Here is a 23,625-nt window from a genome sequence, read left to right on the forward strand (position 1 = left end):
AATCGATATACGAGAGAAGACGTTACATCATACATCACTAAAAAGGGAGCTCTTAAAAAGAGGTCGCTTTTTCTTTTGGGAAAAAATCAGATTATGGTATGATATAAGTTATGTGTAAAAGAGAGAAGGAGGAATGTACGTGAGTCAGACAGTAGAAACTTTATTTTCTATTTTTGATTCTTCTGCGGTAGTTTTACGTAAAGAATTAGATGTAACATATTTAGAGGCGCTTGTAGAAACAGGGGATAACTTGTTTGAAGGAGCGATTTTACAAGAGGAATTATCAGAATCAGCAATTGAAAGGCTGAATCGTGAATATAGTACGTTTAATGAAGAAACATATAAAGGTGAAGAAATTCGTAAAGCATTTCAGTTAGCCATCTTAAAAGGAATGAAGGAAGGCGTACAAGCGAATCACGAAATGACGCCTGATGCAGTTGGTATGTTCATGAGTTACTTATTCCATAAATTTATGAAGGGTCAAAATGAAATTACTGTGTTAGACCCTGCAATTGGAACAGGTAACTTGATGACGACAGTTTTCAATAGTGCTCAAGAAAACGTTACGATGAGTGGATTTGGTGTAGAAGTGGACGAAGTGCTAATTAAACTTGCTTTAGTAAATGCGAATTTACAAAAGCATGCAATCGAATTCTTCCATCAAGATGGACTAGCACCGCTTTATATCGATCCAGTTGATGCAGTCGTTTCAGACTTACCGGTTGGTTACTATCCAAATGAAATCGGTGCAAGTGAATATAAGTTAAAAGCAGATGAAGGAATGTCATATGCCCACCACCTATTTATTGAACAAAGTGTGAAGCATACGAAAGAAGGCGGATACTTATTCTTCCTAGTACCGAACTTCATTTTTGAAAGTGATCAAGCACCGAAATTACATGCATTTATTAAAGAAACATGCTTTATTCAGGGGTTATTACAGCTACCTGTTTCCATGTTTAAAAACGAGAAAAATGCAAAAAGTATATTTGTTCTCCAAAAGAAAGGTCCTAGTGTAACGATGCCAAAACAGGCGTTATTAGTGGAGTTACCTAAATTCTCCAACATGAAGGCGATGGAGGACATTATGGACCAATTAAATACTTGGTTTGCAACGCATAAATAAGGCTAGGTATATGTAACAGGGTTAGTAATTCATGTAGTACAGTTTTATATGATATGTCATATTTTTAAATATATACAAGATTTAACTGAATTTTTTTGAAATCTGTAATATATTTTTTTTCTTGGTGTTACAATTTTTTCACTTGAAATATATGTCGTACGATGTTTAAATTAAAATCGTGAGTATAAAATTTACTAATGATGAAACGTTTTCATATTTAGTAAATTTGATCAGATAAAATCGAGCGGTTTGTGGAAACATCCACACAACTACCAAGAGAAAAAGGGGCGAAAGACTAGATGTCAAAAATCATCGCGATTAACGCAGGAAGCTCTTCCTTAAAATTCCAATTATTTGAAATGCCAAGTGAAACAGTATTAACAAAAGGTTTAGTAGAACGTATCGGTTTAGAAGATAGTATCTTCACTATTACTGTAGATGGCGAAAAACAAAAAGAAATTACAAACATTCCAGATCACGCAGTAGCAGTTAATATGCTTCTTAAAAAATTAACTGAAAACGGAATCGTTAAATCTCTAGATGAGATTGGCGGTATCGGTCACCGTGTTGTTCACGGCGGCGAAAAATTTGCTGACTCTGTTCTAATTACTGATGAAGTATTAGCTGATATCGAAGAATTAAGCGATTTAGCACCACTTCACAACCCAGCAAACGTTGTTGGTATTAAAGCATTCCAAGAAGTATTACCAAACGTACCAGCAGTAGCAGTATTCGATACAGCATTCCACCAAACAATGCCGGAATCTGCATTCCTATACAGCTTACCATATGAGTACTATGAAAAATTCGGTATCCGTAAATACGGTTTCCACGGAACTTCTCATAAATATGTAACTGAACGTGCGGCTGAACTATTAGGTCGTCCACTTGAAAGCTTAAGCTTACTTTCTTGTCACTTAGGTAACGGTGCAAGTATCGCAGCAGTAGAAGGCGGTAAATCTATCGATACTTCTATGGGCTTCACTCCACTTGCTGGTGTAACAATGGGTACACGTTCTGGTAACATTGACCCTGCGTTAATTCCATACATCATGGAAAAAACAGGCCAAACAGTAGAAGAAGTAGTTAACGTATTAAACAAGAAGAGTGGTATGTTAGGTCTTACTGGTTACTCTAGTGACCTACGTGACATCATTGCGAAAGAAGAAGAAGGCGATCACCGTGCGAAAGTAGCACTTGATGTATTCGTAAGCCGTATCCACAAATACATCGGTTCTTACACTGCTCGTATGAAAGGTGTAGATGCAATCATCTTCACAGCTGGTGTAGGTGAAAACAGTGCGATTATTCGTGAACGCGTATTAGAAGGCCTTGAATACATGGGCGTATACTTCGATGCAAAACGCAATAACGTATTCGGTGAGGAAGCATTCATCAACTTCCCACATTCTCCAGTAAAAATTATTGTAATTCCAACTGACGAAGAAGTTATGATCGCTCGTGACGTACTACGTCTTGGAAACATCGGTTAATATATGAAAAGAAAGACGAAGTCCTATAGGATTTCGTCTTTTTTCTTTTGGGTATAGTTTAAAATTCCATCTGGATATAGTGCTTTTTTCTCCTGAATGAATGCTGTAATGGGAATCCACTTCGCATACGATACTGTTTGTTCATCTTGTATATTCAGTACTTCCATTCCATATAGTGACGTGTCTAATAAGCGTAAAGAATATAACTGAATGATTTCATGAGCAATTTCTCCATCAAGATGAAAGATGTTTTCTAAGCAACCTAAATAAGCAGTGATTTCCACTTCTGTATGAAGCTCTTCTTGAAATTCACGAATAACAGTATGTGCTGATTTTTCACCAAGTTCAATTGAACCGCCAAGAGGCCGGTAATATGTTTCATCGTCTGTATGATATTCTTGTACGAGAAGCCGCTCGTGATGTAAAGCAAGACCGAAAGCTTTTGCACGTGGATACATATACAATCACTCCTTATTTATCCCGCTTTAACGGGCAGTAAGACCCCCACCTCAAAATTCAGCGGAAGCAAAGAAGTTAGGTGGGGGTCGGGCTGTCCGTAAAAGTCCGATTGGTGAGGGCTGATAATCAGTGGGGGATGAACAAAACCCCCACTGATTAAAGTTTCACTTTATTTTGTATAAGGATGATTATAATGTATTGCGTAATAAAAGTGTCGTGTATTTAAGAATGTGGTCGAATTACGATGCCATTAAATAAGTCATTCCAAAATGTTTCATTGTACTGAAATACATCCATAATAGGACATTTTATAACGCAAATATTTTGCAATCCCCAATCTTCTTCCGTAACAGTTGGTACATCTTCAGGAATGAGTAATAGGACAGAGAATGTATGTGTAACGATTTGAGATAAAATGTGTTCCAAGGAACGTGCTTCTTCGTATGTTCCTCCAGTTCGAATAAATAATATGGATTGTGCTGTGTCAATTGTTGTTAGAAAACGATTAATTCGGTGCTCATAATTTAACTTAATTTCTGTATAAGAAGGCCAAGAAGTTGGTGTATTTACATCTGTTTTAAAGTCGTGGCAGGAGTCGATTTCGTATAGATTGTCCCGTAGTCTTAATTTCGCATCATCATCCCAAAATGAGATGAAGGATAAGTTTTCTAACTGTAAAAAACGGTCAAATCGATTTTGTAATAATATATTCACCTTTTCTAATGATGGGCTTAGCATAAAATCAATAACGCCAAAAAATGGTGATAATTTGAATTGATATAACGCCCAAGCAGGCCAGCAGTTTTGTCCTAAACTGAATACTGCATGATATTCTTTTTTTATATCGGATAGATTCATGTGATTTATCTCATCCTTTTTGTTAATATTTTATGTCACTAAAAGTGGTATGTGAATAAAGATAGACAAGCATATTTGCAAAGAATAAGCAGAAATATGTTACAATAGAAAAAAATCGAACGAGGTGGTTGTTACGATGCGATCGAAGCGAGAACAAGCCATTTTAGACAATATAAAAGAATGGGAATCGCAATTAGTTGAGCAAGAAGCGACTGATTTTCAAAAACTGTTTGATAAATGGGTACATAATACAATTGCGAAACTACCTGAGAAAAAACGAAAAGATTTCTTTACGAAAGCAGATGGATGGCTCTTTCATTTGCATGCATTGATTCAAAGTTCACAATCACAGTTAGAGGCGCGTAATCGTATTTTAGGAACATCGAGATTATTTGATGAATCGATTGAGCAACTAGAGGATTTAAAAGCATTATCTATCGATCAATTAACATACATAGCAGAGCAGCAAACAGCACGCCATCGCCTATATTCATTCGTACAAGGCGGAGCAACGGGTGCTGGAGGTTTATTATTATTAACAGCTGATTTTCCGGTTATGATTGCGTTAAATGTGAAGGCTGTCCAACTTATTGCAACGTCATTTGGGCATGATGTGAACAAGCCTTATGAAATGATGCTTGCGTTAAAGGTATTTCATGCGTCATTACTACCAGGAAGACTTCAGCAATACGCATGGTACAATTTACTGCAAGAGCTAGAACAAGAAGATTCCTTCTTCTACGAAGGAGATGAAGCGGTGTTACAACCAGCTTCGACTGAAATTATTTTAAAACAAATTTTGAAAACATTTTCGATTTATGCTCTTCGTCGTAAATTATTCCAAGGTATTCCGGTAATTGGAATGGCAATCGGGTCTACAGTGAATTATCGTTTAACAAGAAACGTTACTGAATTTGCAAATAGATTTTATCAAGTGCGCCACATAGTCGAGAAGGAAAAAAGAGCATAAAAAAAGCGAGAGGCCGAAGCCTTTCGCTTTTTTAATTTGTTGCATGCTTTTTGGACATTGGAATAGATACTGGCTGCTTTTCTTCTGCTTTTTCTGTTTTTGGATAATAAATTAAATCCAATGTTTTTGCCTGTACGGCAATCGAAAGAATAGTAAAAGCAATTTCTGTCCAATTTAAATAATATAATGAAAGCGCAAGAACAATCGCGTCAAAGACGAAGAAAATTTGCCCAATTGTAAAACGTGTTTTTTTACTTAATACAATTGTTAAAATATCGTCTCCACCGGTTGCACCGCCAAATCGCAATATAAAACCGAGTCCAATACCAGCTAACGCACCGCCAACTACTGCAGCTATAAATAAATTGTTTGATAAATCGACCGTAAATGGAGAATAATTTTCCATAAGAGAATAAAATACTCCGAATGAAATTGAACCTAAGAATGAATAGCCAACCATTTTTCTACCTAACAATGAAGCGCATAGTAGAATAATTGGGATATCCATCATTACAGTTGAAATAGATGGTGAAATATCATAAAAATTTTGGATGAATAGTGCGATACCTACAAAGCCACCTTCTGTTAAGTGGTTTTGGAAGTGAATGTGATATAGCGCTGCTGCTAAAATAAATGAACCGATTAAAACCATAAAAACTTCTTTAATAATTTGTCGACTTTGGATGTTCCTCATCGTTATTCCTTCTTTCCGTAGTTAGTAGTCCTTTTTTGTGTTGTAAACTAACTACGAGCTCACATGTAGCTTCAGTTAGTTTACGAAAAAACTAACTACGCTATATGTCGCTGAAGAAATAACGAATAATCCTCTCGTCCATCAATTCTCCCTACTTTCGTTTTAGTTTAAGTCTTAAAACGACTAAACAAAACGTGGAGTAGGATTCTTCATTTAGCAATCCTGCTCTTCTTTGTTTTGTTTAGCTAGTAACAATTAAGCCCTAAACAAAACGCTATGTGTAAGAAGAGTCTTTTTTTTGCCAAATTATCCTTCGGGCAATCATAATTTCCCCACTCTCGTATTTTTTTCGCTAGACTAAAGTATCTGAGCTGGAAAATACGCTACGTGTATGATTCGTCAATACGATGCCACATGCTCCTTCGAGCGATCATGATATCAAAATCCCTTCCTTCAAGATTTATATTATTATATCATACTTTCAAAAAATGTATGCGGATGGAAACCGACAATAACCGGAGGAAATCTACAAAAATTGTTATGTTTAAATATTTTTGTAGAAAAGCCTAAGTTATTTCGCAGAATTGGACAGTTTTTAACGGGTTGTCCAATAAGTAAGAAAAATGGGTTTTATTCAGTTGTATCCTTTTTATCTTTAAAAAACGCATCCCAGCTAATCACACTTAAAAAAGTTAAAGCGATAATAACGAAAGCGCGTATAAGTGTAAGGCCTCCTTTTGTACATAGTATATGAATCATTTACTTTATAATGTGTCATTTTTTTACAAGTTTTAACTATTATGAGAGTATATTAATATAGACAGATGAAGAGGAGAGTGAGAATATGCTAAAAGACATGTTTAAAAGAAAAGAGTTAATATGCGTTTCATGTCAGAAAAAGATTCAATATGAAGAAGAGCTTGTTGCTTTTGTAAAGTTGCCGAAAGAAAGAAGTATATTAGTTGGTCCATTTGATGTGTGTTTGGCAAAAACAGCACAAGAGATATATTGTAAATCGTGTTACGACAAAAAAGCATGACCCAAAGTAATTGAGGGGCATGCTTTTTTTATTGGTGTGCTTTCCCCTCAGATACATTTTGAGTGAGTCGATACCAAAGCCAAAGGTCATTAATGATGGAAGCGAGATCGGCAATTTCTGAATTCAGTTTGCAAGAAATTTCGAAGTCTTCTTCGTTATTTAAATGATGTTGTTTTGCATTTATATAGTGTTCCAGTTCTTTTATACGATCAGGAATTTTCCCGCGAACTTGTTCCCATTTTAATAAAATCGCATGTTGCATTTTTTCGGGGATATCTTCCCAGTCTTCTTGTAAATGCGGAATTTCAATTCCGAGATGTTCATCGTATAAGAAATACTTTTCCATAAGTTCACCCCCGTTTTCCTGCTTATATTGTACAAAAAAACAGAAAGAAGTTCGACAAAATTGTTTGAAAAAATTTGAAAATGACTCTTGATACATTTTGTAAAAGGTGTTAAAGTGTGAATTATTATAAAAGAAAATGAATATTTATTCTTTAGGGGGATGCAAAATGGAGAAGAAAAAAGTTGTATTAGCATATTCTGGAGGCCTTGATACTTCCGTTGCAATTAAATGGTTACAAGAGAAGAATTATGATATTATTGCGCTTTGTTTAGACTTAGGGGAAGGTAAAGACTTAGCATTTGTAAAAGAAAAGGCACTTTCAGTAGGTGCAATTAAATCATATATGATTGATGTTCAAGAAGAATTTGCAAACGAATATGCATTGATGGCGATGCAAGCACACACGTTATATGAAGGGAAATATCCTCTCGTTTCGGCGTTATCTCGTCCACTTATCGCAAAGAAATTAGTAGAGATTGCAGAACAAGAAGGAGCGACTGCAGTGGCACACGGATGTACAGGGAAAGGGAATGATCAAGTTCGTTTTGAAGTTTCTATTCAAGCGTTAAATCCTTACTTAGAAGTGATTGCGCCTGTACGTGAATGGAAATGGTCACGTGAAGAAGAAATTGCCTATGCAAAAGAAAACGATGTACCAATTCCGATTAATTTAGACAGCCCATTTTCAATCGATCAAAACTTATGGGGACGCAGTAATGAATGTGGCATTTTAGAAGATCCATGGGCAGCACCGCCAGAAGATGCATATGAGATGACATTAGCATTAGAAGATACACCGAATAAACCAGAGTTTGTAGAAATCGGCTTTGAAGCAGGCGTACCGACGACTTTAAATGGTACTGCATACCCACTTTCAGAACTTATTAAAACGTTAAATGCACTTGCTGGAAAACATGGCGTTGGACGTATCGATCACGTAGAAAATCGTCTTGTCGGTATTAAATCGCGTGAAGTATACGAATGCCCAGCAGCAATGACATTAATTACGGCGCATAAAGAACTTGAAGATTTAACACTCGTAAAAGAAGTAGCACATTTTAAACCGATGATTGAGCAAAAAATAACAGAGCTTATTTATAACGGTTTATGGTTCTCGCCTTTAAAACAAGCGCTTCATGCTTTCTTACAAGAAACGCAAAAGAATGTAACAGGCATGGTGCGTGTGAAATTATTTAAAGGTCATGCAATTGTAGAAGGACGTAAATCTGAGTACTCTTTATACGATGAAAAATTAGCAACGTATACTGCTCAGGATGAATTTAATCATGATGCAGCAGTTGGATTCATTTCATTATTCGGTTTACCGACGAAAGTATACAGCCAAGTGAATCAAAAGAAGGTGGAAGCGTGAGCAAACTTTGGGGCGGACGTTTTACAGAAGAAGCGGAAGCGTGGGTTGAAGAGTTCGGGGCATCCATCTCCTTCGATCAACAATTAGTAAATCAAGATATAAACGGGAGTATTGCGCACGTAACGATGCTAGCAAAGCAAGGCATCGTTACGAAAGAAGAAGCAGAGAAAATAAAGATAGGTCTTCAATATTTATTAGAAGAAGCGAAACAAAATAAATTGCATTTTTCCGTTGAAGCGGAAGACATTCATTTAAATATCGAAAAGATGTTAATTGAAAAAATCGGTGAAGTAGGCGGGAAACTTCATACTGGCCGAAGTCGTAACGATCAAGTAGCGACAGATATGCACTTATATTTAAATGAAAAAGTAGAGCATATTATAAAAGCTACAAAACAATTGCAGACGGTTCTTGTTCATCAAGCAGAAAATAATATTGAGACGATTATGCCTGGTTATACGCACTTGCAGCGTGCCCAGCCAATTTCATTTGCGCATCATATTCTCGCTTATTTTTGGATGTTAGAGCGTGATGTGAATCGTTATGAAGATTCATTAAAGCGTATTAACATTTCACCATTAGGAGCAGGAGCGTTAGCTGGGACAACATTCCCGATTGACCGAGAATATAGTGCGGGGCTTCTTGGATTTAATGGAATCTATGAAAATAGTTTAGATGCAGTAAGCGATCGCGATTTCATATTGGAGTTCCTCAGTAACTCATCTATGCTTATGATGCACTTATCACGCTTTTGCGAAGAACTTATTTTATGGAGTAGCCAAGAGTTTCAATTTATTGAAATGAGCGATCAATACGCAACGGGAAGCAGCATTATGCCGCAAAAGAAAAATCCAGATATGGCGGAACTTATTCGTGGTAAAACAGGCAGAGTGTACGGTAATTTATTTAGCTTACTTACAGTAATGAAAGGATTGCCGCTCGCTTACAATAAAGACTTGCAAGAAGATAAAGAAGGAATGTTTGATACAGTAAAAACAGTAGAAGGATGCCTTAATATTATGGCAGGCATGTTAGAGACAATGACTGTAAACAAAGAAAAAATGGGGCAAGCTGTAACGCAAGATTTCTCTAACGCAACAGAAATTGCTGACTACTTAGCAAACAAAGGACTACCATTCCGTCAAGCTCATGAAATTGTTGGAAAGCTAGTGCTGCACTGTACACAAAAAGGAATTTATTTAGTAGATGTACCACTTGAAACGTATAAAGAAATGAGCTCGTTATTTGAAGAAGATTTGTATGAAGTGCTGTCACCATATGCAGCTGTAAAGCGTCGTAACAGTGCTGGGGGAACAGGATTTGAACAGATTGAAAAGGCTTTGGAGAAGGCGAAGGGATTAACGAAAGAAGTTATCAAGAATTGAGTTAAAAAGTACGCCAGTCTGTTAAAGTCTGGCGTACTTTCTTTTTTACTAGTATTTAAGTTATGATATAGTAAAAAAGAATAATTTAGGGGAAGTCTATGAAAAAAATAATATTTATCGTTTTACTGTTAATTAGCTTAAGTGCAAATGTTAAAGTGTTTCTCCTAGACAAATATATCTTTGTTGGTGAACAAGTAAAGCGAGAGGAAGCGATTCTTGCAACGATGTGGCACTTGCAAGAAAAAGGATATAAAGAAAGTGATATTTCGTACATAAAACCGGCCTTTTATAGTAAAATCGGTTCTTACGGTATGAATGTACAGTTTAAAGATGAACCAAACGAATCATATACATATAGAGTTTTGAAAGATGCGAAAACCAATAAAGTAACTGTACACCAAGATAGCAATGAGCCAGGTGGTATGGGCGGGAAGCATCAAGAGCTTAAATAAAGAAAGAAAAACGACTGATGGCATTCGCCTGCAGTCGTTTTCTTTTAATCATACTTATGTCGATCTTCCGTAATTCGAATATACTCAATATCCATTAAATCTCGCAGTAATGCACCATTACTTAGCTCAATTCCATGCGTTTCTCTAAAATGTGCGCGAATTGTATCTAACATTTCGATTTCTTTCCCATTCACATCTAAAATAATACGTTCAGAATCATCCATGTGGCACCCTCCTTTTTTAAACATATATATTTTGTCCATCTATTTCTAAAAAATGTATGTTAACCTAATGTTAGGAAATAAGAAAGGGATGGAAAATGAGACGTATTTATTTTATAGGGTTAATTTTGTATACGCTAATTGTATTGCACGTTGCATTCCCAAATATCTTTTCATTTGAGGATGTAGAAACAGTACATATCGGGATATTTATCTTTATTCTATTTGTAGTAGACTGCTGTATTTCGATATGGCTTTCGAAAAGAAAACATGTACAAGATAAAAAAGAAATGGAACGAAAAAAGAGAAAACGTTCATTTTGGATGATGACGTACTGTTTGTCTTTAGTGTTTACTGCTGTCTTTTTTAGTGAGCATATTCCAATAGAAAGATTAAATATTGGATTTGGAGCGTTCGTATTTGCATACTATTTTTTCATGCATTTTCTTCCTTATATGAAAGAAAAGCGAGGAGAAGAGGAAGATCCGCTTGTAGAAGAAGCGAGAGAACAAGAGCATAAGAGAATAGAAGAAGATATACAGAAACTTGGGGAACAAAAATGGTATTTGAAATCTAAAATTATATATGTTCTTTGCTTTATTACGCCGCCAATCGGTTATTTGTATGTATTCTGCCTTCGTAAAAAAATGACAGAAGATGCAAGGCAATCTTATTTAACAGTAGCTACGATTATGATGGCATTATGGTCTTTGAAGTTTCTTCCGCCTTATGTGTTGGCGATCGTTATTGTTGTTGTGGTTTGTTTTGTGTTTATAGTAAAGTATGTGAAATAAGTTGTAGTTATATAGACTACAGCTATATAATTATAATCGCAATAGTTTTATATAATGATATTAAAAAGGAGATGCGGTATGAGTTTAATTAAATTAGTAACTAAAGCAGCCGCTAAAGTTACAGCCGAAGTAGTGGGCGGTGCGATAGAAGCAGTAGGAGAAGTTACGAACAGTAATTTCATAAAGGATGTTGGAAAAGGTGTTAATAAAGCTACTGTGAAAACTGGGGAAATCGTTGGGAATCTTGCTGATGGGACGTATGATGCTATAGGTGGTCTTATTACAGATGATAAACAGCAAGCGAAGCGAGGATACGAAGAAATACTTGGAACAGTTCAAGATACAGCAACGACAATTGGAAAAGGGATTGTACATGTTTCGGAAAAGGGAGTTGAAACTGTACAAGCAATAAGAGAAGGAGATACTGATAAAGCAATAGAAGCAGGGAAAGAATTAGCTAAAGTTGCAGCTGTAGGCGTCTTCTCAGTTGGAGTTATTGATATAGTTGATGGTGTGGATGGAATCGCCGACGGAGTAGAAGGTGATAGTGTAGCACAAGCATCAGCTCCAGAAGTAATGGATGCAGAATATACAGCGGAGGAAAACCCGAATACGCATCATGTAACACCCCATGAAAGAGTTTTACCTGACGGGAGAACAATATGGGTAGATGGTGATGGCGATACGAGTGTACATACACAAGGTGGCTGGGAACAGCATAATCCAGATTACAGAATTCCAAAAGTATAAATGAAAATAGGGTAAATAAGAGAAGCCTCTTATTTACCCTATTTATTTTTATAAATTAAAGCTCACCTTGCTCCTCATCACCACGAACAACAAGGACATCGCATTTCGCATAGCGAATAATATGTTCAGAGACGCTACCAATTAGGAAACGCTCAACAGCATTTAAACCAGTTGCACCACACATAATTAAATCTACTTTATGATTTGGAGCGATTTCTTTTGAAATTTTTGATTTAGGATTACCAAATTCTAATACAGTTTCAATTTTTTCAAGGCCAGCTTCAAGCGCAGTTTTTTTGTAGTCTTCTAATAAGTCTTCTGCAAATAGATTTGCACGTTCAGCAATTGCACGGCTATAAGCTTCTACTGCTGAGTATGCTTTTACATCAACGATATGAGCAATAGTTAATGTTGCATTGTTGCGTTTTGCGACTTGAATTGCTTTTTTAAAGGCTTTTTCTGCTTCTTTAGAACCATCCACCGCGATTAAAATATTTGTATATGTATTATTCATAGTAAATTCCTCCCAATCATTTTTATTACCGTTTACAACTTTATTATAAAACAAATTTTGGTAATGTGCTTGCCAGAAACGTTACAGAATTTCGAAAACTCTGTTTTGATTCATTTTAGTTGTAATTGGTGCGAGAACTTGTTACATATGAACTATAGCAATTTAAAAGGGGGCCGTTTTGTGAGACACGCGCTCATTACAGCCGGTACGAAAGGTTTAGGAAAGCAAGTAACAGAAAAATTATTGGCTAAAGGCTATTCAGTAACAGTAACATATCATAGCGATATCACGGCTATGGAAAAGATGAAAGAAACATATAAAAATATGGAAGAGCGTCTACAATTCGTGCAAGCGGATGTCACGAAAAAGGAAGATTTACATAAAATAGTAGAAGAAGCGATAAGCCGTTTTGGCAAAATCGATTTCTTAATTAATAATGCTGGTCCATATGTATTTGAACGAAAAAAGTTAGTCGATTATGAAGAAGATGAATGGAATGAAATGATTCAGGGTAATTTAACAGCGGTGTTTCATTTGTTGAAACTTGTCGTTCCGATTATGAGAAAACAGAACTTTGGCCGTATTATTAATTACGGATTTCAAGGGGCGGATAGCGCACCGGGATGGATTTATCGTTCAGCTTTTGCCGCAGCGAAAGTAGGACTTGTTTCATTAACGAAAACAGTGGCTTACGAAGAAGCTGAATATGGTATTACTGCAAACATGGTATGTCCTGGTGATATTATTGGTGAAATGAAAGAAGCGACGATTCAAGAAGCACGTCAGTTGAAAGAACGTAACACACCAGTTGGTAGATCTGGAACAGGTGAAGATATTGCAAGAACGATTTCGTTTTTATGTGAGGACGATTCCGATATGATTACCGGTACAATTATTGAAGTGACTGGTGCAGTTGATGTTATTCATAGACATCGATAGAGAAAAATAAAGAGAAGTTTCGAATAATTGGACAGTTTATCCTTTATGCAAAGAGGTGCGGATAATACTGTCCTTTAATATAAAATTAAATCTATCGGAAAACTTGTATTATTTTTTGTCAAATATTGAGATATTATGTTAAAATATAAGAGCGTAGAAAGCGCTTTAAAAAATGATTCAGGGGTCATTTCATAACTCAAGGGGGAACTAATAATGCGTATCGGTATTCCAACAGAAATTAAAAACAATGAAAACCGCGTGGCAATGACGCCAGCGGGAGCAGTACATTTAGTACAAAATGGTCATGAAGTTTTTGTTCAAAAAGGAGCAGGTTTAGGATCTGGCTTTACGGATGAAGAATACGTACAAGCTGGTGCGAAACTTGTTGAAACTGCTGAAGAAGCATGGAATCAAGATATGGTTATGAAGGTAAAAGAGCCAGTAGCAAGTGAATACGGTTATTTCCGTGAAGGTTTAATTTTATTCACATACTTACACTTAGCTCCAGAACCAGAATTAACGAAAGCATTAATTGATAACAAAGTTGTATCAATTGCATACGAAACAGTACAATTAGACAATCGTTCATTACCATTACTTGCACCTATGAGTGAAGTAGCAGGTCGTATGTCTGCACAAATCGGTGCACAATTCCTTGAGAAAAACAAGGGTGGTAAAGGTATTTTACTTGCAGGCGTTCCAGGGGTAAAACGCGGCAAAGTAACAATTATCGGCGGTGGTCAAGCTGGTACAAACGCAGCGAAGATTGCAGTAGGTTTAGGTGCAGATGTAACAATCATCGACTTAAGTGCAGAACGTCTTCGTCAACTAGATGACATTTTCGGTAACCAAGTAAAAACGTTAATGTCTAATCCATACAACATCGCAGAAGCTGTAAAAGAATCTGATCTTGTTATTGGTGCAGTATTAATTCCAGGTGCAAAAGCGCCAAAACTTGTAACAGAAGAAATGATTCAATCAATGGAACCAGGTTCTGTCGTTGTAGATATCGCGATTGACCAAGGTGGTATTTTTGAAACAACTGACCGTATTACAACTCATGACAACCCAACTTACGAAAAACATGGTGTTGTTCATTATGCAGTTGCTAATATGCCAGGTGCGGTTCCACGTACATCAACTCTTGCATTAACAAATGTAACAGTACCATATGCAGTACAAATTGCGAACAAAGGCTACAAAGATGCTTGCTTAGGCAACACTGCATTACTAAAAGGTATTAACACATTAGATGGATACGTAACATTCGAAGCAGTTGCAGAAGCTCACGGTTTACAATACGCTGATGCGAAAGAGCTTCTTGAAAAAGCTCCTGCTTTATCATAATAGAAATACATGTAAGCCCCTCCTTTCGTAAGGAGGGGCTTTTTATTTGGGTTAATTATCTAGTTTCTTTACAATTTTCAATCCGAACATCATTGTAAAGAAAAGAATGCCGAACAAGTAATATAAGGCATACTCAACTCGTATCATCGAGTTTTTGTCAGTGATATATAAAATAAATAGTATCACAGAGCCGACTAAATGAGAGAGACCGAAAATTTGTGCCATAAGCTTTAAACTCATCTTCTCGATTCTTTCATCCATCTCAGGTAATGGATATTTCTCGGAAACGCTCTTTTTTTTCTTAAAGAATATTTTTTTCACTACTAATAGTATTAAATCTAAGAGTATGTATACACCAACGAATAGAAGGACAGAACTAATCTTTTCTTCGTCGTTACTATTGAAATAAAGTAATGATGATCCTAACAATAAAAGAGTAAGATGTGAAATGAACTTTTGATTAGAAGTATTTTTCATTCTTTTTCCTCCCCAGTTTTATCTAATTGAAATAAATCTTCTACTTTACAGTTGAAAAACTCACATAATTTCAATGCTAATTCTAAACTTGGGTTGTATTTGTTTTTTTCGATAGCGATGAGGGATTGTCTAGTGATTTGAACAGAGGAAGCTAATTGTTCTTGGGTGATGTCTCTAACGACGCGGAATTGTTTTACCTTATTTTTAATCAAATATACAAAGTCTCCTTTTTATAAATTTGTTACATTTATTATATCCATTTTTAGGTAATAAGTAAATAAAGCTTTACAAAAAGTAAACAAAACTTTACGTGAAATATAGCTTGTTATAATGTTGTTTTTTGTGATAATTTGGAATTAAATGAAAAATAAAAGTCAAAAGAGGGGATTGGGTGGGGAGCAAAAAGAGGAAGAAAAAGCAAGCGAAGAGACAAAAGTATATAAAGAAAAAACAGGAACAGAACATACCTTTTTCTAAAAAAATAGTCATTATGATAGAGAAAACATTTCGGTATATTTGTATGTTCTTGTACGTAATTTTTTGTGTGTTTTTATGCGGAATGGTTAAAAGTTTGGGGATCACCCCTAATTTTATTGAAGGTATTTTTGGCGTTACACTTGTTATGGTAGAAGGAATCTTATTCTTTATATTATTTAATAAAGTATGGCCTAGTCATGAAAGTAAGAAAGATAAGCAAAGAAAAATGAGCAAAAAATCTTCATACGCCTCAAGTTCATCAAGTGGATTCGGTGACTACAGTAGCAGTGATTGTAGTAGCTCAAGTGATGGCGGAGGAGATTGCGGAGGCGGTGGAGATTAAATTAGTTTTTTCAGAAGAACGATTAATGAAAGGGTGGGACGAAATATGGAGACTGTGAATTTATTAGAATTAACAAAAGACATTCAAGATCAACATAAAAACTTCGTTGTTTCAAATGTGAATAGTCATTGCTTACGAATCGCTGTATTTACTGGTGAATATGATTGGCACTATCATTCTAATTCGGATGAATTATTTATTGTGTTAGAGGGAGAATTACTTATTGATTTTGAAGATGGAGAAACAGCGGTATTAAAGCCGAATGATTCTATTTTAATTCCGGCATGTACGATTCATAGAACGAGAGCATTAAAGAGAACGGTAAATCTTTGTTTTGAACATATAGAGGCGGATACGATTAAAGTGGAGCAATTATGAAAAAATTATCTGTAGCCGAGTATAGAAAAATCCTTCCGATTTTAGAAAGTCATACAAAAACGACGACGTTTGCTTATGCGGTATGTGATCAAATGATAGATGGTGAGGTTTTTGTAAACGAGAAGTTAACAGCAGGACTCATTCGTACAGCGAATGGCATTTATTATGTATTTGGTCATACGGATGATCAAAATTATAACGAAGATTTATTTTCGTATATAAAAACGTCTATTGAAAAAACAGAGAAGAGATTTACATTGTTCACTTCGAGTGACGAGTGGGAAATGATGATAGAAGAGCGTTTTAGTCATGTACTTCGAAACATTCCGCGAATGAAATTTCAAAGTGTAACCTTTGAAGGGAGAAAACGAGATTGTAACAAAAATACATATGAAGTGAAGCGTATTGATAGAAGAGATATAGAACGAAGCAGTGAATTTACAGAGGAGTATTACAAAGAATATTGGGGATCAAAAGAAACATTTTTAAACGGTGGTTTTGGATTTTGTATAGAACAAGAGGGAATGATTGTAGCGGAATGTGTTTCAATATTTAGTGGGAATGGATTCGCTGAAATTGATATTGTGACGCATAAAGCATATCAAGGGAAAGGATTAGCCCAAGCTGTTGCAACACGGTTCATTGAACATTGCATACAAAATGATATTACACCGTGCTGGGATTGTTATGTAGACAATATTTCTTCGCGAAAATTAGCTAGCAAATTAAGTTTTCATAATCCAATAGAATATAGATTATTTGTACGGAAGAAAACGGGGGAATAAAAAATGAATGTGGAATTAACGAGATTTAAAGTAAAGCCTGGTAAAAGTCATCGTGTAGATGAATGGATGCAGCTTCTGAATGACAATATGAAAGAAGTACTTTTGACATTAAACGACGAAAAGATGTACGTTGAGACAATTTTCCGGGAAATAAGAGATGGAGAAGAGTACTTATATTGGTATTCTGTGCAAGGAGAAGGCGGGGCTCTTGTCGAAAATTCTCATCATGAAATTGATAAAAAGCATTTGGAATTTTGGTATGAATGTATTGATGAGGAAGTCTCCTCTGTTGATATGAAAACAGAAGTCGTTATGATTCAAGATGTTGTGAAGGATGCGATGAAATAATAGATTGGTATTTTATAACCGTAAAATGGTCATCTGAGTGAGAGTTTTTGTTTCAAAAAATGATTTATATGTTACTAAAGTATATGTGAAGGGCGCATCAAAATAGATGTGCTTTTTATTATGATAAAAATGTAGAAAAGCTGTATTTGGATATCTTTAAGTGAAAATAAAAGTGGGATATTAAGAATCTTTTAGGATAAACTATAAAGAAATAAAAAACAGAAAACCAAAAGACCTACCAATATAAGGTGTAATTGTAACAGGTAAAACAGAGGATTTACAAAGTTTACAAGGAGCACCATATATTAAGGCTGCTGTTAGAGGTGTAACAGTTGAGAAATATTAATTACAGTCTATTAATGTGAATAATCAGAAAATTTATGTTATAATATGGGGAAAGGAGGTTTTATATGAGGCAAATACATGGAGCGATTTATATTTACATAACAATGTTTTTCGTGGCAATATCTTATGGATTAGGGCACGTGTATTCGCATCCTATACTAACTTTTTTAAGCGGAGCATGTATGGCGTTTGCGCTTCTTGTCCACCTTTTCTCAGTTTGGATCGTGAAATTTCAATTAAATATTAGTGAAATAGAAGAAGGTACTTTTTAAGTGGCCTTCTTTTTTTAATAATATTTTGGAAGTTCTTGTAGCAATTTTTCAATTTTGCATTCGGTTTCTTCACATATAGACAGTGTGCGTAGTCGGAAAAACAAACTACGTAAGAAAGATTTTACATTTCCGTATAAGTACTCGTACGATTCAATATGTAATGTTTGTTTTTTGACGGGTAATTGAGCTACTAAGTCATGAAGGGCTAATAGGAGTACTTCTTCCTTTAGACCATTTTGTAGCATTGCCACAATCGGATAAACGAGACGCTCGTCTTCTTCATATTTGTAGTAAATAGAATGGACACAGACTTTGTTTAATAAAGTTTGTAATATTTCTTCGTAATATAAAGTTTCCAGTTTAGGACTACGAACAAGCGCTTCAAATGTATCGGAAGCATGAGCGATACTATGTGCCCAGCCGTGGTCTTGCACATATCCCCGGAAATCATGTTCGTTGTTCATATATAGAATTAGTTGATCTTTTACATTTGAAATATCAGTCCGTGATAAGAAATTATGATTTGTATCAGCATCAATAATGAGGGCAATTAATAATGTTGTAAATGCTCGCGTAAATACCGCATCTTCATCAGCCGAATGAATCTTATACAATAAATATTTTTCACTGATGCTTTCTAATAGTAGTTTCTGTAATTGCGTGTGTGAAAGGTATTCCTTTTTGATGAGATGATAAAAAGTAGAGTAAATAAGTTTGTCTCTTAAATAGCTATCAGTAACACCGATATGTTCAAGCATATTGGAACTTAAAGAATCAATGTTAACTTTGTTATCCAGCATGTAATTATTATTACGAATTTCTTCTAACTGTTGTTGTAACATATAAACCTCCTATTTTAGAAAATTCTGTATTTTAATAGTATAATAGAAGGAAGAAATAGACAATAAATAAGTGCATTTGAATGGAGGGGCATGATGAAGAGAGCATTATTCTTTTTCATTAGTATTTTCTTTTTAGGAAGCTGCTCGATTTGGTATGTTACTTTTTCTAGCGAGAGCAAAAGTTGGACGGGACAATATAAAGGCCATATTAAGGATGACAGTGAAGATGGAATGTTTACATTTCAGTATAAGGGCGGAGATGGAAATACAGAATTTAAAAATTTAGAGATTGCTATTAATGGAGCCTTTAGCACAATGACACAAACGTCAGAAAATCATAAAGGAGCAAAGATTGAAATGAAGTCTTCTTGTGTAAGTTGTGCGCCTCTATCTAAAGATGAACCGATAGAGATTGTGATTAAATGGGATGATAAGTATGAAGAGAAGATGGTGTTAAAGCAGAAATAGTGTAGGATAAGGGGTTAGGAATGAATAGGCATATGAAAATTTCTATGTATATATTTTTAAGTGCATTTCTACTCGTAATATCAGCGTGTACTACAAAACAAGTAGCGGTAAAAGCAATAACTAAAGAAGGATATATTATATTAAGAAATGACACGGTGTTTTTTGTCGGTGATAAAACATTTAAGACAAAAATAGAGTTGCAAAATTATATAGAACAAAAAATGAATCAAGATTATCCATCAGATATAGTCCTAATTTTTAAGGATAAAGATGCATATGATCAATTAAAAATAGGGGATAAAATAAAAGTATGGTCTTCTCAAATGCTTGAAAGCTATCCCGCAAAAATGATTGTAGAGAAGTTTGAAATAGTAGAGAAATAAAAAAGGCAGCACTCACGCTGCCTTTTTTATTATTTTACAAATTGTAATTCTTTCGGGAATTTCGTTAAAATTTCTGATCCGTCTTTTGTGATATAAATATCATCTTCAATACGAACGCCACCTACGTTTGGTACGTAAATACCTGGCTCGATTGTGAAGACCATACCTTCTTTTAATGGAGATTCGTTACCAGCTTTTACATCTGGATATTCGTGTACGCTAATTCCTAGTCCGTGACCAAGGCGGTGCGGGAAGAAGTCGCCGTAACCTGCATCTGCGATAACAGAACGAGCAGCGTTGTCGATTGCACCAAGTGTAACACCTGGTTTACATGCTTCAACTGCTTGTAGTTGTCCAGCAAGTACAGTGTTGTAAATACGAGTTTGCTCTTCAGAAATGTCGCCGAATGCTACTGTACGTGTAATGTCAGAGCAATAACCGTCAATGATTACGCCTAAATCAAATAGTACGAAATCGCCGCGTTTCATTTTGTTTGCACCTGGAATACCGTGTGGAAGAGCAGAGTTTGCACCTGCTAATACCATCGTATCAAATGACATTTTATGTATGCCTTTTGTTTTTAATTCGTGTTCAATAATTGCTAATACTTCTAGTTCGCTACGATCTTCTTTAATTGCATTTACACCAACCTCAACAGCATAGTCTGCCATTTTAGCTGCTTCGCGTAAAATAGAAAGTTCTTTTTCGTCTTTAATTAAACGAAGTTCACGAACTTTTTCCTCAGCTGACGTGAAAGCTGCATTTGGGAATAATTTTGTTAATTCTTCGTAGCGCTCTACGTTTAAATGTTCTTTTTCAATTGCAACTGCATTTGCATTGATACCGCGGTCTTTAATTGCTTTTGCAATCATATCCCATGGTCTGTCAGTATCAGTAAATCCGATAATTTCATGTGCCCAGCCAGCGTTACGTGCTTGGCCTTCTTCCATTTTAGGGCAAATTAAAATAGGTTCTTTTTCTTGGAATACAAACATACCAAGAAGTCTTTCGTGTGGTTCACAGTGGAAGTTTGTCATGTAGAAGACGTTCGGTGTAGAAGTTAAGAACGCAGCTTCAACGTTTTTTTCTTTTAGCCATTGCATTAAATTTTCTAATCTAGCATTCATCGATTGGCACCCCCGAGATATTTAATTACAAATATAACTTTAACTCGGAAGAAAGCGTTATGACAAGTAAATCGATGTTAGAAAAGACAGGGAATTGAAAAATCATGTAGAATAAAAAGTGAGAATGTAATAAGGGGAGGAATGTAATAATGAAAGTATCTTATCACGGGCATTCAGTTGTAAAGATTGAAACGAATGGAAAAGTAATTTTAATTGATCCGTTTTTAACAGGAAATCCAAAAACAGATTTAAAGGCTGAAGATGTAAAAGTAGATGCGATTCTTTTATCACACGGTCATGGTGATCATGTTGGAGATACAGTAGAACTTGCGAAGAAAAATAATGCAGTTGTAGTGGCACCGTTTGAACTAGCGACATTTTTAAGTTGGCAAGGTGTAAAAACGCATCCGATGCATATTGGTGGTTCACATGAATTTGACTTCGGAAAAGTGAAGTTTACACAAGCATTCCACGGCTCTAGTTATATTGATGAAGAAAATAAGACGATTACATATACAGGTATGCCAGCGGGTATTTTATTTACAGCAGAAGAGAAGACTTTGTACCATGCAGGGGATACAGCTCTATTCTCTGATATGAAATTAATTGGGGAATTAAATAACATTGATGTAGCATTTTTACCAATTGGTGATAATTTCACAATGGGACCAGAAGATGCTGTTTTAGCAGCAAAATGGGTTCAGGCGAAAACTGTTGTACCGATGCATTACAATACGTTCCCGGTTATTGAACAAGATCCATATCAATTTGTAGAAAAGCTACAAAATTGTACAGGGAAAGTATTAGAAGCTGGAGAAAGTATTACACTATAGAAAAGAAACCCTTCATTTGAAAAGACAAGTGAAGGGTTTTTTACGTGTGTAGGACAGCTTGTAAAGGTTGTACTTGTTTTGATGATTCTTTTCTTTTTGGAAGTGGCTGTTCAGGTGTTTCATTCAATTCCATTGCAACTTTTTTCCCGTCTACGAAAGCTAACAATACAGCACCTACAACTTCTAATAATTTTTTCATCATGTATCCGCTCCTTTGTTTCATTTCTTGTCTTCATTGTATATGGAAGTGGCTGGACAAACTATCGAACGAGATGACAATACCATTACATTGTTGTAATAGAAGAAGTGGTGTAATGTAAGGTGTATTTTGTTATAAAAAAAATAGTACAGATATACAAAGAGAGAGTGTAACAGTTTTGAAAATATAGTATACTGAAAATACAACACATGAAGAATTTAGGGAAAAGAAAGTATGGTGAAACCATTTGGCTACCAAGCATAACCAAATTTTAGAACATATTAATAGCCTGCCAGTAGGGCATAAAATTTCTGTAAGGCAAATTGCAAAAGATTTGAGTGTAAGTGAAGGTACAGCTTATCGTGCAATTAAAGATGCAGAAAATAAAGGGTATGTTAGTACGATTGAACGTGTCGGAACAATTCGAATTGAACAAAAGAAGAAAGAAAATATTGAAAAGCTGACATATGCAGAAGTCGTTAACATTGTCGATGGTCAAGTACTTGGAGGCAGAGAAGGACTACATAAAACGTTAAATAAATTCGTAATCGGAGCAATGAAATTAGAAGCGATGATGCGCTATACAGAAGCTGGAAACTTACTTATTGTCGGTAATCGTACGAACGCACATCAATTAGCGTTAGAAACCGGAGCTGCGGTGTTAATTACGGGCGGATTTGATACGGAAGATCATGTGAAGAAATTAGCAGATGAATTAAAACTGCCGATTATTTCAAGTAGTTACGATACATTTACAGTTGCAACGTTAATTAACCGTGCGATTTACGATCAGCTTATTAAGAAAGAAATTGTACTCGTTGAAGATATTTTAACGCCAATCGAAGAAACGTTATATTTAAAGCCAGATGATACAGTGCAGCAATGGCATGCGTATAACGAAGAGACGATGCACGGAAGATATCCGATTGTTGATGAAAATAAAAAGGTGTTAGGTATTGTAACTTCAAAAGATATGATCGGTGTAGCGAAAGAAACACCAATTGATAAAGTGATGACAAAGCATCCGATTACGGTAAATGGAAAAATGTCTGTCGCAGCTGCGGCGCGTATGATGGTGTGGGAAGGTATTGAGTTACTTCCAGTTGTTGATGAAGGAAATAAGTTGCAAGGTATTATTAGCCGTCAAGATGTACTTCAGGCGTTGCAAATGATTCAGCGTCAACCGCAAGTCGGTGAAACAATCGATGATATTGTAACGAATCAATTTATGACGCCGAAAGAAGCGAAAAATGAGCATCTATATCAATTTTCAGTGACACCGCAAATGACGAATTCAATCGGAACGCTATCTTACGGTGTATTCGCAACGATTGTGACAGAAGCAACGAATCGCGTTATTCGTGCGCAAAAGAAGAGCGATTTAATTGTTGAGAACTTAACAATTTATTTCGTAAAACCAGTTCAAATTGACAATGTTGTATCGGTTCATCCAAAAGTATTAGAAATTGGACGTAAATTTGGTAAGGTTGATGTAGAAGTACATCATGAAGGTAATGTTGTTGGGAAAGCATTGCTTATGGTGCAATTGATCGATAAATAAAAAGATGGAGCAAGCCGCTTTGGTTTGT

Annotated in this window: 31 protein-coding genes and 1 pseudogene; 21 read left to right on the top strand and 11 right to left on the bottom strand. The window is 35.6% G+C overall.

Translation table 11 applies throughout. From position 1 onward, the window contains the following. Window positions 1-139 precede the first annotated feature (139 nt). Both QCI47_RS04160 and ackA read left to right on the top strand, forming a co-directional pair. Complete coding sequence (locus QCI47_RS04160) at window positions 140-1,126, top strand: class I SAM-dependent methyltransferase (RefSeq protein ID WP_000084357.1); 987 nt, start codon at window positions 140-142, stop codon at window positions 1,124-1,126. Window positions 1,127-1,425: 299 nt separating this feature from the next. After that, a complete protein-coding gene (ackA, locus tag QCI47_RS04165; RefSeq protein ID WP_000034576.1) occupies window positions 1,426-2,619 on the top strand; it encodes an acetate kinase in 1,194 nt (397 codons plus the stop codon). 23 nt (window positions 2,620-2,642) lie between these two features. Here the strand turns inward: ackA and QCI47_RS04170 are convergent, their stop codons facing one another. After that, on the bottom strand, window positions 2,643-3,077 hold the full coding sequence (locus QCI47_RS04170) for an NUDIX hydrolase (protein ID WP_309422313.1): 435 nt from the start codon (window positions 3,075-3,077) through the stop codon (window positions 2,643-2,645). A 223-nt stretch (window positions 3,078-3,300) separates the two neighbouring features. Continuing rightward, complete coding sequence (locus tag QCI47_RS04175) at window positions 3,301-3,936, bottom strand: DUF1796 family putative cysteine peptidase (RefSeq protein ID WP_001053724.1); 636 nt, start codon at window positions 3,934-3,936, stop codon at window positions 3,301-3,303. A 136-nt stretch (window positions 3,937-4,072) separates the two neighbouring features. On the opposite strand from QCI47_RS04175, the gene QCI47_RS04180 reads away from it, so the two are divergent. Then, on the top strand, window positions 4,073-4,906 hold the full coding sequence (locus QCI47_RS04180; protein WP_001256869.1) for an EcsC family protein: 834 nt from the start codon (window positions 4,073-4,075) through the stop codon (window positions 4,904-4,906). A 31-nt stretch (window positions 4,907-4,937) separates the two neighbouring features. Here QCI47_RS04180 and QCI47_RS04185 read toward each other — a convergent pair whose 3' ends face one another. Next, window positions 4,938-5,600, bottom strand: a complete 663-nt coding sequence (locus QCI47_RS04185) for a YitT family protein (protein WP_001244531.1) — start codon at window positions 5,598-5,600, stop codon at window positions 4,938-4,940. An 844-nt stretch (window positions 5,601-6,444) separates the two neighbouring features. On the opposite strand from QCI47_RS04185, the gene QCI47_RS04190 reads away from it, so the two are divergent. After that, window positions 6,445-6,639: a hypothetical protein gene (locus tag QCI47_RS04190; RefSeq protein ID WP_000910278.1), complete on the top strand. Its 195-nt coding sequence runs from the start codon at window positions 6,445-6,447 to the stop codon at window positions 6,637-6,639. 28 nt (window positions 6,640-6,667) lie between these two features. On the opposite strand, the gene QCI47_RS04195 is transcribed toward QCI47_RS04190, so the two are convergent. Next, window positions 6,668-6,985, bottom strand: coding sequence for a hypothetical protein (locus QCI47_RS04195; protein WP_000417212.1), 318 nt, complete (start codon window positions 6,983-6,985; stop codon window positions 6,668-6,670). 166 nt (window positions 6,986-7,151) lie between these two features. Here QCI47_RS04195 and QCI47_RS04200 point away from each other — a divergent pair, with 166 nt between their 5' ends. The 3 genes from QCI47_RS04200 (at window position 7,152) to QCI47_RS04210 (ending at window position 10,194) form a co-directional block, all read left to right on the top strand. Continuing rightward, a complete protein-coding gene (locus QCI47_RS04200; RefSeq protein WP_000412313.1) occupies window positions 7,152-8,357 on the top strand; it encodes an argininosuccinate synthase in 1,206 nt (401 codons plus the stop codon). Then, on the top strand, window positions 8,354-9,742 hold the full coding sequence (gene argH, locus QCI47_RS04205; protein WP_309422312.1) for an argininosuccinate lyase: 1,389 nt from the start codon (window positions 8,354-8,356) through the stop codon (window positions 9,740-9,742). The genes QCI47_RS04200 and argH overlap by 4 nt, the downstream gene beginning before the upstream one ends. A gap of 98 nt (window positions 9,743-9,840) precedes the next feature. Continuing rightward, window positions 9,841-10,194 (top strand): DUF3139 domain-containing protein, encoded by a 354-nt coding sequence (locus tag QCI47_RS04210; protein ID WP_061132057.1) that lies wholly within the window; start codon window positions 9,841-9,843, stop codon window positions 10,192-10,194. 44 nt (window positions 10,195-10,238) lie between these two features. Here QCI47_RS04210 and QCI47_RS04215 read toward each other — a convergent pair whose 3' ends face one another. Then, window positions 10,239-10,418 carry a hypothetical protein gene (locus QCI47_RS04215; protein ID WP_000342755.1) on the bottom strand — a complete coding sequence of 60 codons (180 nt, stop codon included), beginning with the start codon at window positions 10,416-10,418 and terminating at the stop codon, window positions 10,239-10,241. Window positions 10,419-10,513: 95 nt separating this feature from the next. Between QCI47_RS04215 and QCI47_RS04220 the strand changes: the two genes are divergently transcribed. Both QCI47_RS04220 and QCI47_RS04225 read left to right on the top strand, forming a co-directional pair. Then, window positions 10,514-11,209 carry a hypothetical protein gene (locus QCI47_RS04220; RefSeq protein WP_061132058.1) on the top strand — a complete coding sequence of 232 codons (696 nt, stop codon included), beginning with the start codon at window positions 10,514-10,516 and terminating at the stop codon, window positions 11,207-11,209. 78 nt (window positions 11,210-11,287) lie between these two features. Continuing rightward, on the top strand, window positions 11,288-11,959 hold the full coding sequence (locus QCI47_RS04225; protein ID WP_000052602.1) for a hypothetical protein: 672 nt from the start codon (window positions 11,288-11,290) through the stop codon (window positions 11,957-11,959). Between the two features lie 55 nt (window positions 11,960-12,014). Here the strand turns inward: QCI47_RS04225 and QCI47_RS04230 are convergent, their stop codons facing one another. Next, a complete protein-coding gene (locus QCI47_RS04230) occupies window positions 12,015-12,473 on the bottom strand; it encodes a universal stress protein (RefSeq protein ID WP_001066673.1) in 459 nt (152 codons plus the stop codon). 147 nt (window positions 12,474-12,620) lie between these two features. Here QCI47_RS04230 and QCI47_RS04235 point away from each other — a divergent pair, with 147 nt between their 5' ends. Beyond that, complete coding sequence (locus tag QCI47_RS04235; RefSeq protein ID WP_025991611.1) at window positions 12,621-13,412, top strand: SDR family oxidoreductase; 792 nt, start codon at window positions 12,621-12,623, stop codon at window positions 13,410-13,412. 213 nt (window positions 13,413-13,625) lie between these two features. Continuing rightward, window positions 13,626-14,759, top strand: coding sequence for an alanine dehydrogenase (ald, locus tag QCI47_RS04240; RefSeq protein WP_001219405.1), 1,134 nt, complete (start codon window positions 13,626-13,628; stop codon window positions 14,757-14,759). Between the two features lie 51 nt (window positions 14,760-14,810). On the opposite strand, the gene QCI47_RS04245 is transcribed toward ald, so the two are convergent. Together QCI47_RS04245 and QCI47_RS04250 are read right to left on the bottom strand one after the other, a co-directional pair. Further along, window positions 14,811-15,236, bottom strand: a complete 426-nt coding sequence (locus QCI47_RS04245) for a hypothetical protein (protein ID WP_000799452.1) — start codon at window positions 15,234-15,236, stop codon at window positions 14,811-14,813. Beyond that, window positions 15,233-15,448, bottom strand: a complete 216-nt coding sequence (locus QCI47_RS04250) for a helix-turn-helix transcriptional regulator (RefSeq protein ID WP_000594567.1) — start codon at window positions 15,446-15,448, stop codon at window positions 15,233-15,235. Before QCI47_RS04250 ends, QCI47_RS04245 begins: the two co-directional genes overlap by 4 nt. A 227-nt stretch (window positions 15,449-15,675) precedes the next feature. Here QCI47_RS04250 and QCI47_RS04255 point away from each other — a divergent pair, with 227 nt between their 5' ends. From QCI47_RS04255 to QCI47_RS04280, 6 genes and pseudogenes are all read left to right on the top strand, one after another. Continuing rightward, window positions 15,676-16,056, top strand: a complete 381-nt coding sequence (locus QCI47_RS04255; RefSeq protein WP_262726482.1) for a hypothetical protein — start codon at window positions 15,676-15,678, stop codon at window positions 16,054-16,056. 45 nt (window positions 16,057-16,101) lie between these two features. Further along, window positions 16,102-16,434 (top strand): cupin domain-containing protein, encoded by a 333-nt coding sequence (locus QCI47_RS04260; RefSeq protein WP_061132060.1) that lies wholly within the window; start codon window positions 16,102-16,104, stop codon window positions 16,432-16,434. Further along, entirely contained in the window at window positions 16,431-17,219 is a 789-nt protein-coding gene (locus tag QCI47_RS04265; protein ID WP_061132061.1) for a GNAT family N-acetyltransferase, read from the top strand. Before QCI47_RS04260 ends, QCI47_RS04265 begins: the two co-directional genes overlap by 4 nt. A gap of 3 nt (window positions 17,220-17,222) precedes the next feature. Beyond that, window positions 17,223-17,567: a DUF6176 family protein gene (locus QCI47_RS04270; protein ID WP_061132062.1), complete on the top strand. Its 345-nt coding sequence runs from the start codon at window positions 17,223-17,225 to the stop codon at window positions 17,565-17,567. 153 nt (window positions 17,568-17,720) lie between these two features. Further along, window positions 17,721-17,913, top strand: a pseudogene (locus QCI47_RS04275) (anti sigma factor C-terminal domain-containing protein); the annotation flags it as partial. A gap of 64 nt (window positions 17,914-17,977) precedes the next feature. Next, window positions 17,978-18,184, top strand: a complete 207-nt coding sequence (locus tag QCI47_RS04280; protein ID WP_001248905.1) for a hypothetical protein — start codon at window positions 17,978-17,980, stop codon at window positions 18,182-18,184. A 14-nt stretch (window positions 18,185-18,198) separates the two neighbouring features. On the opposite strand, the gene QCI47_RS04285 is transcribed toward QCI47_RS04280, so the two are convergent. Beyond that, complete coding sequence (locus QCI47_RS04285) at window positions 18,199-19,026, bottom strand: DUF2785 domain-containing protein (protein WP_000941484.1); 828 nt, start codon at window positions 19,024-19,026, stop codon at window positions 18,199-18,201. Between the two features lie 90 nt (window positions 19,027-19,116). On the opposite strand from QCI47_RS04285, the gene QCI47_RS04290 reads away from it, so the two are divergent. Continuing rightward, window positions 19,117-19,494: a hypothetical protein gene (locus QCI47_RS04290; protein ID WP_074543119.1), complete on the top strand. Its 378-nt coding sequence runs from the start codon at window positions 19,117-19,119 to the stop codon at window positions 19,492-19,494. A gap of 20 nt (window positions 19,495-19,514) precedes the next feature. Then, window positions 19,515-19,877: a DUF3221 domain-containing protein gene (locus QCI47_RS04295; protein WP_061132064.1), complete on the top strand. Its 363-nt coding sequence runs from the start codon at window positions 19,515-19,517 to the stop codon at window positions 19,875-19,877. A 29-nt stretch (window positions 19,878-19,906) separates the two neighbouring features. On the opposite strand, the gene pepQ is transcribed toward QCI47_RS04295, so the two are convergent. Then, window positions 19,907-21,004: a Xaa-Pro dipeptidase gene (gene pepQ / locus QCI47_RS04300; protein WP_000994042.1), complete on the bottom strand. Its 1,098-nt coding sequence runs from the start codon at window positions 21,002-21,004 to the stop codon at window positions 19,907-19,909. 149 nt (window positions 21,005-21,153) lie between these two features. Here pepQ and QCI47_RS04305 point away from each other — a divergent pair, with 149 nt between their 5' ends. Beyond that, window positions 21,154-21,837, top strand: a complete 684-nt coding sequence (locus QCI47_RS04305) for a metal-dependent hydrolase (RefSeq protein ID WP_000868938.1) — start codon at window positions 21,154-21,156, stop codon at window positions 21,835-21,837. A gap of 40 nt (window positions 21,838-21,877) precedes the next feature. Here the strand turns inward: QCI47_RS04305 and QCI47_RS04310 are convergent, their stop codons facing one another. Then, on the bottom strand, window positions 21,878-22,036 hold the full coding sequence (locus QCI47_RS04310; RefSeq protein ID WP_162200387.1) for a hypothetical protein: 159 nt from the start codon (window positions 22,034-22,036) through the stop codon (window positions 21,878-21,880). Window positions 22,037-22,283: 247 nt separating this feature from the next. Here QCI47_RS04310 and QCI47_RS04315 point away from each other — a divergent pair, with 247 nt between their 5' ends. Further along, complete coding sequence (locus tag QCI47_RS04315; protein ID WP_000201583.1) at window positions 22,284-23,597, top strand: CBS domain-containing protein; 1,314 nt, start codon at window positions 22,284-22,286, stop codon at window positions 23,595-23,597. Window positions 23,598-23,625: the final 28 nt, after the last annotated feature.

It is taken from the genome of Bacillus cereus group sp. RP29 (genome assembly GCF_040459765.1).
GTDB classification, from domain to species: Bacteria; Bacillota; Bacilli; order Bacillales; family Bacillaceae_G; genus Bacillus_A; species Bacillus_A paranthracis.

Excerpts from the sequence above, each read along its gene's own strand:
- QCI47_RS04265 (WP_061132061.1), top strand. The coding sequence starts at position 16,431 with ATGAAAAAATTATCTGTAGCCGAGTATAGAAAAATCCTTCCGATTTTA.
- QCI47_RS04285 (WP_000941484.1), bottom strand. The coding sequence starts at position 19,026 with ATGTTACAACAACAGTTAGAAGAAATTCGTAATAATAATTACATGCTG.
- QCI47_RS04210 (WP_061132057.1), top strand. The coding sequence starts at position 9,841 with ATGAAAAAAATAATATTTATCGTTTTACTGTTAATTAGCTTAAGTGCA.
- QCI47_RS04180 (WP_001256869.1), top strand. The coding sequence starts at position 4,073 with ATGCGATCGAAGCGAGAACAAGCCATTTTAGACAATATAAAAGAATGG.
- QCI47_RS04185 (WP_001244531.1), bottom strand. The coding sequence starts at position 5,600 with ATGAGGAACATCCAAAGTCGACAAATTATTAAAGAAGTTTTTATGGTT.
- QCI47_RS04175 (WP_001053724.1), bottom strand. The coding sequence starts at position 3,936 with ATGAATCTATCCGATATAAAAAAAGAATATCATGCAGTATTCAGTTTA.
- QCI47_RS04170 (WP_309422313.1), bottom strand. The coding sequence starts at position 3,077 with ATGTATCCACGTGCAAAAGCTTTCGGTCTTGCTTTACATCACGAGCGG.
- QCI47_RS04245 (WP_000799452.1), bottom strand. The coding sequence starts at position 15,236 with ATGAAAAATACTTCTAATCAAAAGTTCATTTCACATCTTACTCTTTTA.
- QCI47_RS04235 (WP_025991611.1), top strand. The coding sequence starts at position 12,621 with ATGAACTATAGCAATTTAAAAGGGGGCCGTTTTGTGAGACACGCGCTC.
- QCI47_RS04190 (WP_000910278.1), top strand. The coding sequence starts at position 6,445 with ATGCTAAAAGACATGTTTAAAAGAAAAGAGTTAATATGCGTTTCATGT.
- QCI47_RS04305 (WP_000868938.1), top strand. The coding sequence starts at position 21,154 with ATGAAAGTATCTTATCACGGGCATTCAGTTGTAAAGATTGAAACGAAT.
- QCI47_RS04295 (WP_061132064.1), top strand. The coding sequence starts at position 19,515 with ATGAATAGGCATATGAAAATTTCTATGTATATATTTTTAAGTGCATTT.
- QCI47_RS04310 (WP_162200387.1), bottom strand. The coding sequence starts at position 22,036 with ATGAAAAAATTATTAGAAGTTGTAGGTGCTGTATTGTTAGCTTTCGTA.
- QCI47_RS04215 (WP_000342755.1), bottom strand. The coding sequence starts at position 10,418 with ATGGATGATTCTGAACGTATTATTTTAGATGTGAATGGGAAAGAAATC.
- ackA (WP_000034576.1), top strand. The coding sequence starts at position 1,426 with ATGTCAAAAATCATCGCGATTAACGCAGGAAGCTCTTCCTTAAAATTC.
- pepQ (WP_000994042.1), bottom strand. The coding sequence starts at position 21,004 with ATGAATGCTAGATTAGAAAATTTAATGCAATGGCTAAAAGAAAAAAAC.
- QCI47_RS04230 (WP_001066673.1), bottom strand. The coding sequence starts at position 12,473 with ATGAATAATACATATACAAATATTTTAATCGCGGTGGATGGTTCTAAA.
- QCI47_RS04270 (WP_061132062.1), top strand. The coding sequence starts at position 17,223 with ATGAATGTGGAATTAACGAGATTTAAAGTAAAGCCTGGTAAAAGTCAT.
- QCI47_RS04225 (WP_000052602.1), top strand. The coding sequence starts at position 11,288 with ATGAGTTTAATTAAATTAGTAACTAAAGCAGCCGCTAAAGTTACAGCC.
- QCI47_RS04280 (WP_001248905.1), top strand. The coding sequence starts at position 17,978 with ATGAGGCAAATACATGGAGCGATTTATATTTACATAACAATGTTTTTC.
- QCI47_RS04260 (WP_061132060.1), top strand. The coding sequence starts at position 16,102 with ATGGAGACTGTGAATTTATTAGAATTAACAAAAGACATTCAAGATCAA.
- ald (WP_001219405.1), top strand. The coding sequence starts at position 13,626 with ATGCGTATCGGTATTCCAACAGAAATTAAAAACAATGAAAACCGCGTG.
- QCI47_RS04220 (WP_061132058.1), top strand. The coding sequence starts at position 10,514 with ATGAGACGTATTTATTTTATAGGGTTAATTTTGTATACGCTAATTGTA.
- QCI47_RS04290 (WP_074543119.1), top strand. The coding sequence starts at position 19,117 with ATGATGAAGAGAGCATTATTCTTTTTCATTAGTATTTTCTTTTTAGGA.
- QCI47_RS04200 (WP_000412313.1), top strand. The coding sequence starts at position 7,152 with ATGGAGAAGAAAAAAGTTGTATTAGCATATTCTGGAGGCCTTGATACT.
- QCI47_RS04195 (WP_000417212.1), bottom strand. The coding sequence starts at position 6,985 with ATGGAAAAGTATTTCTTATACGATGAACATCTCGGAATTGAAATTCCG.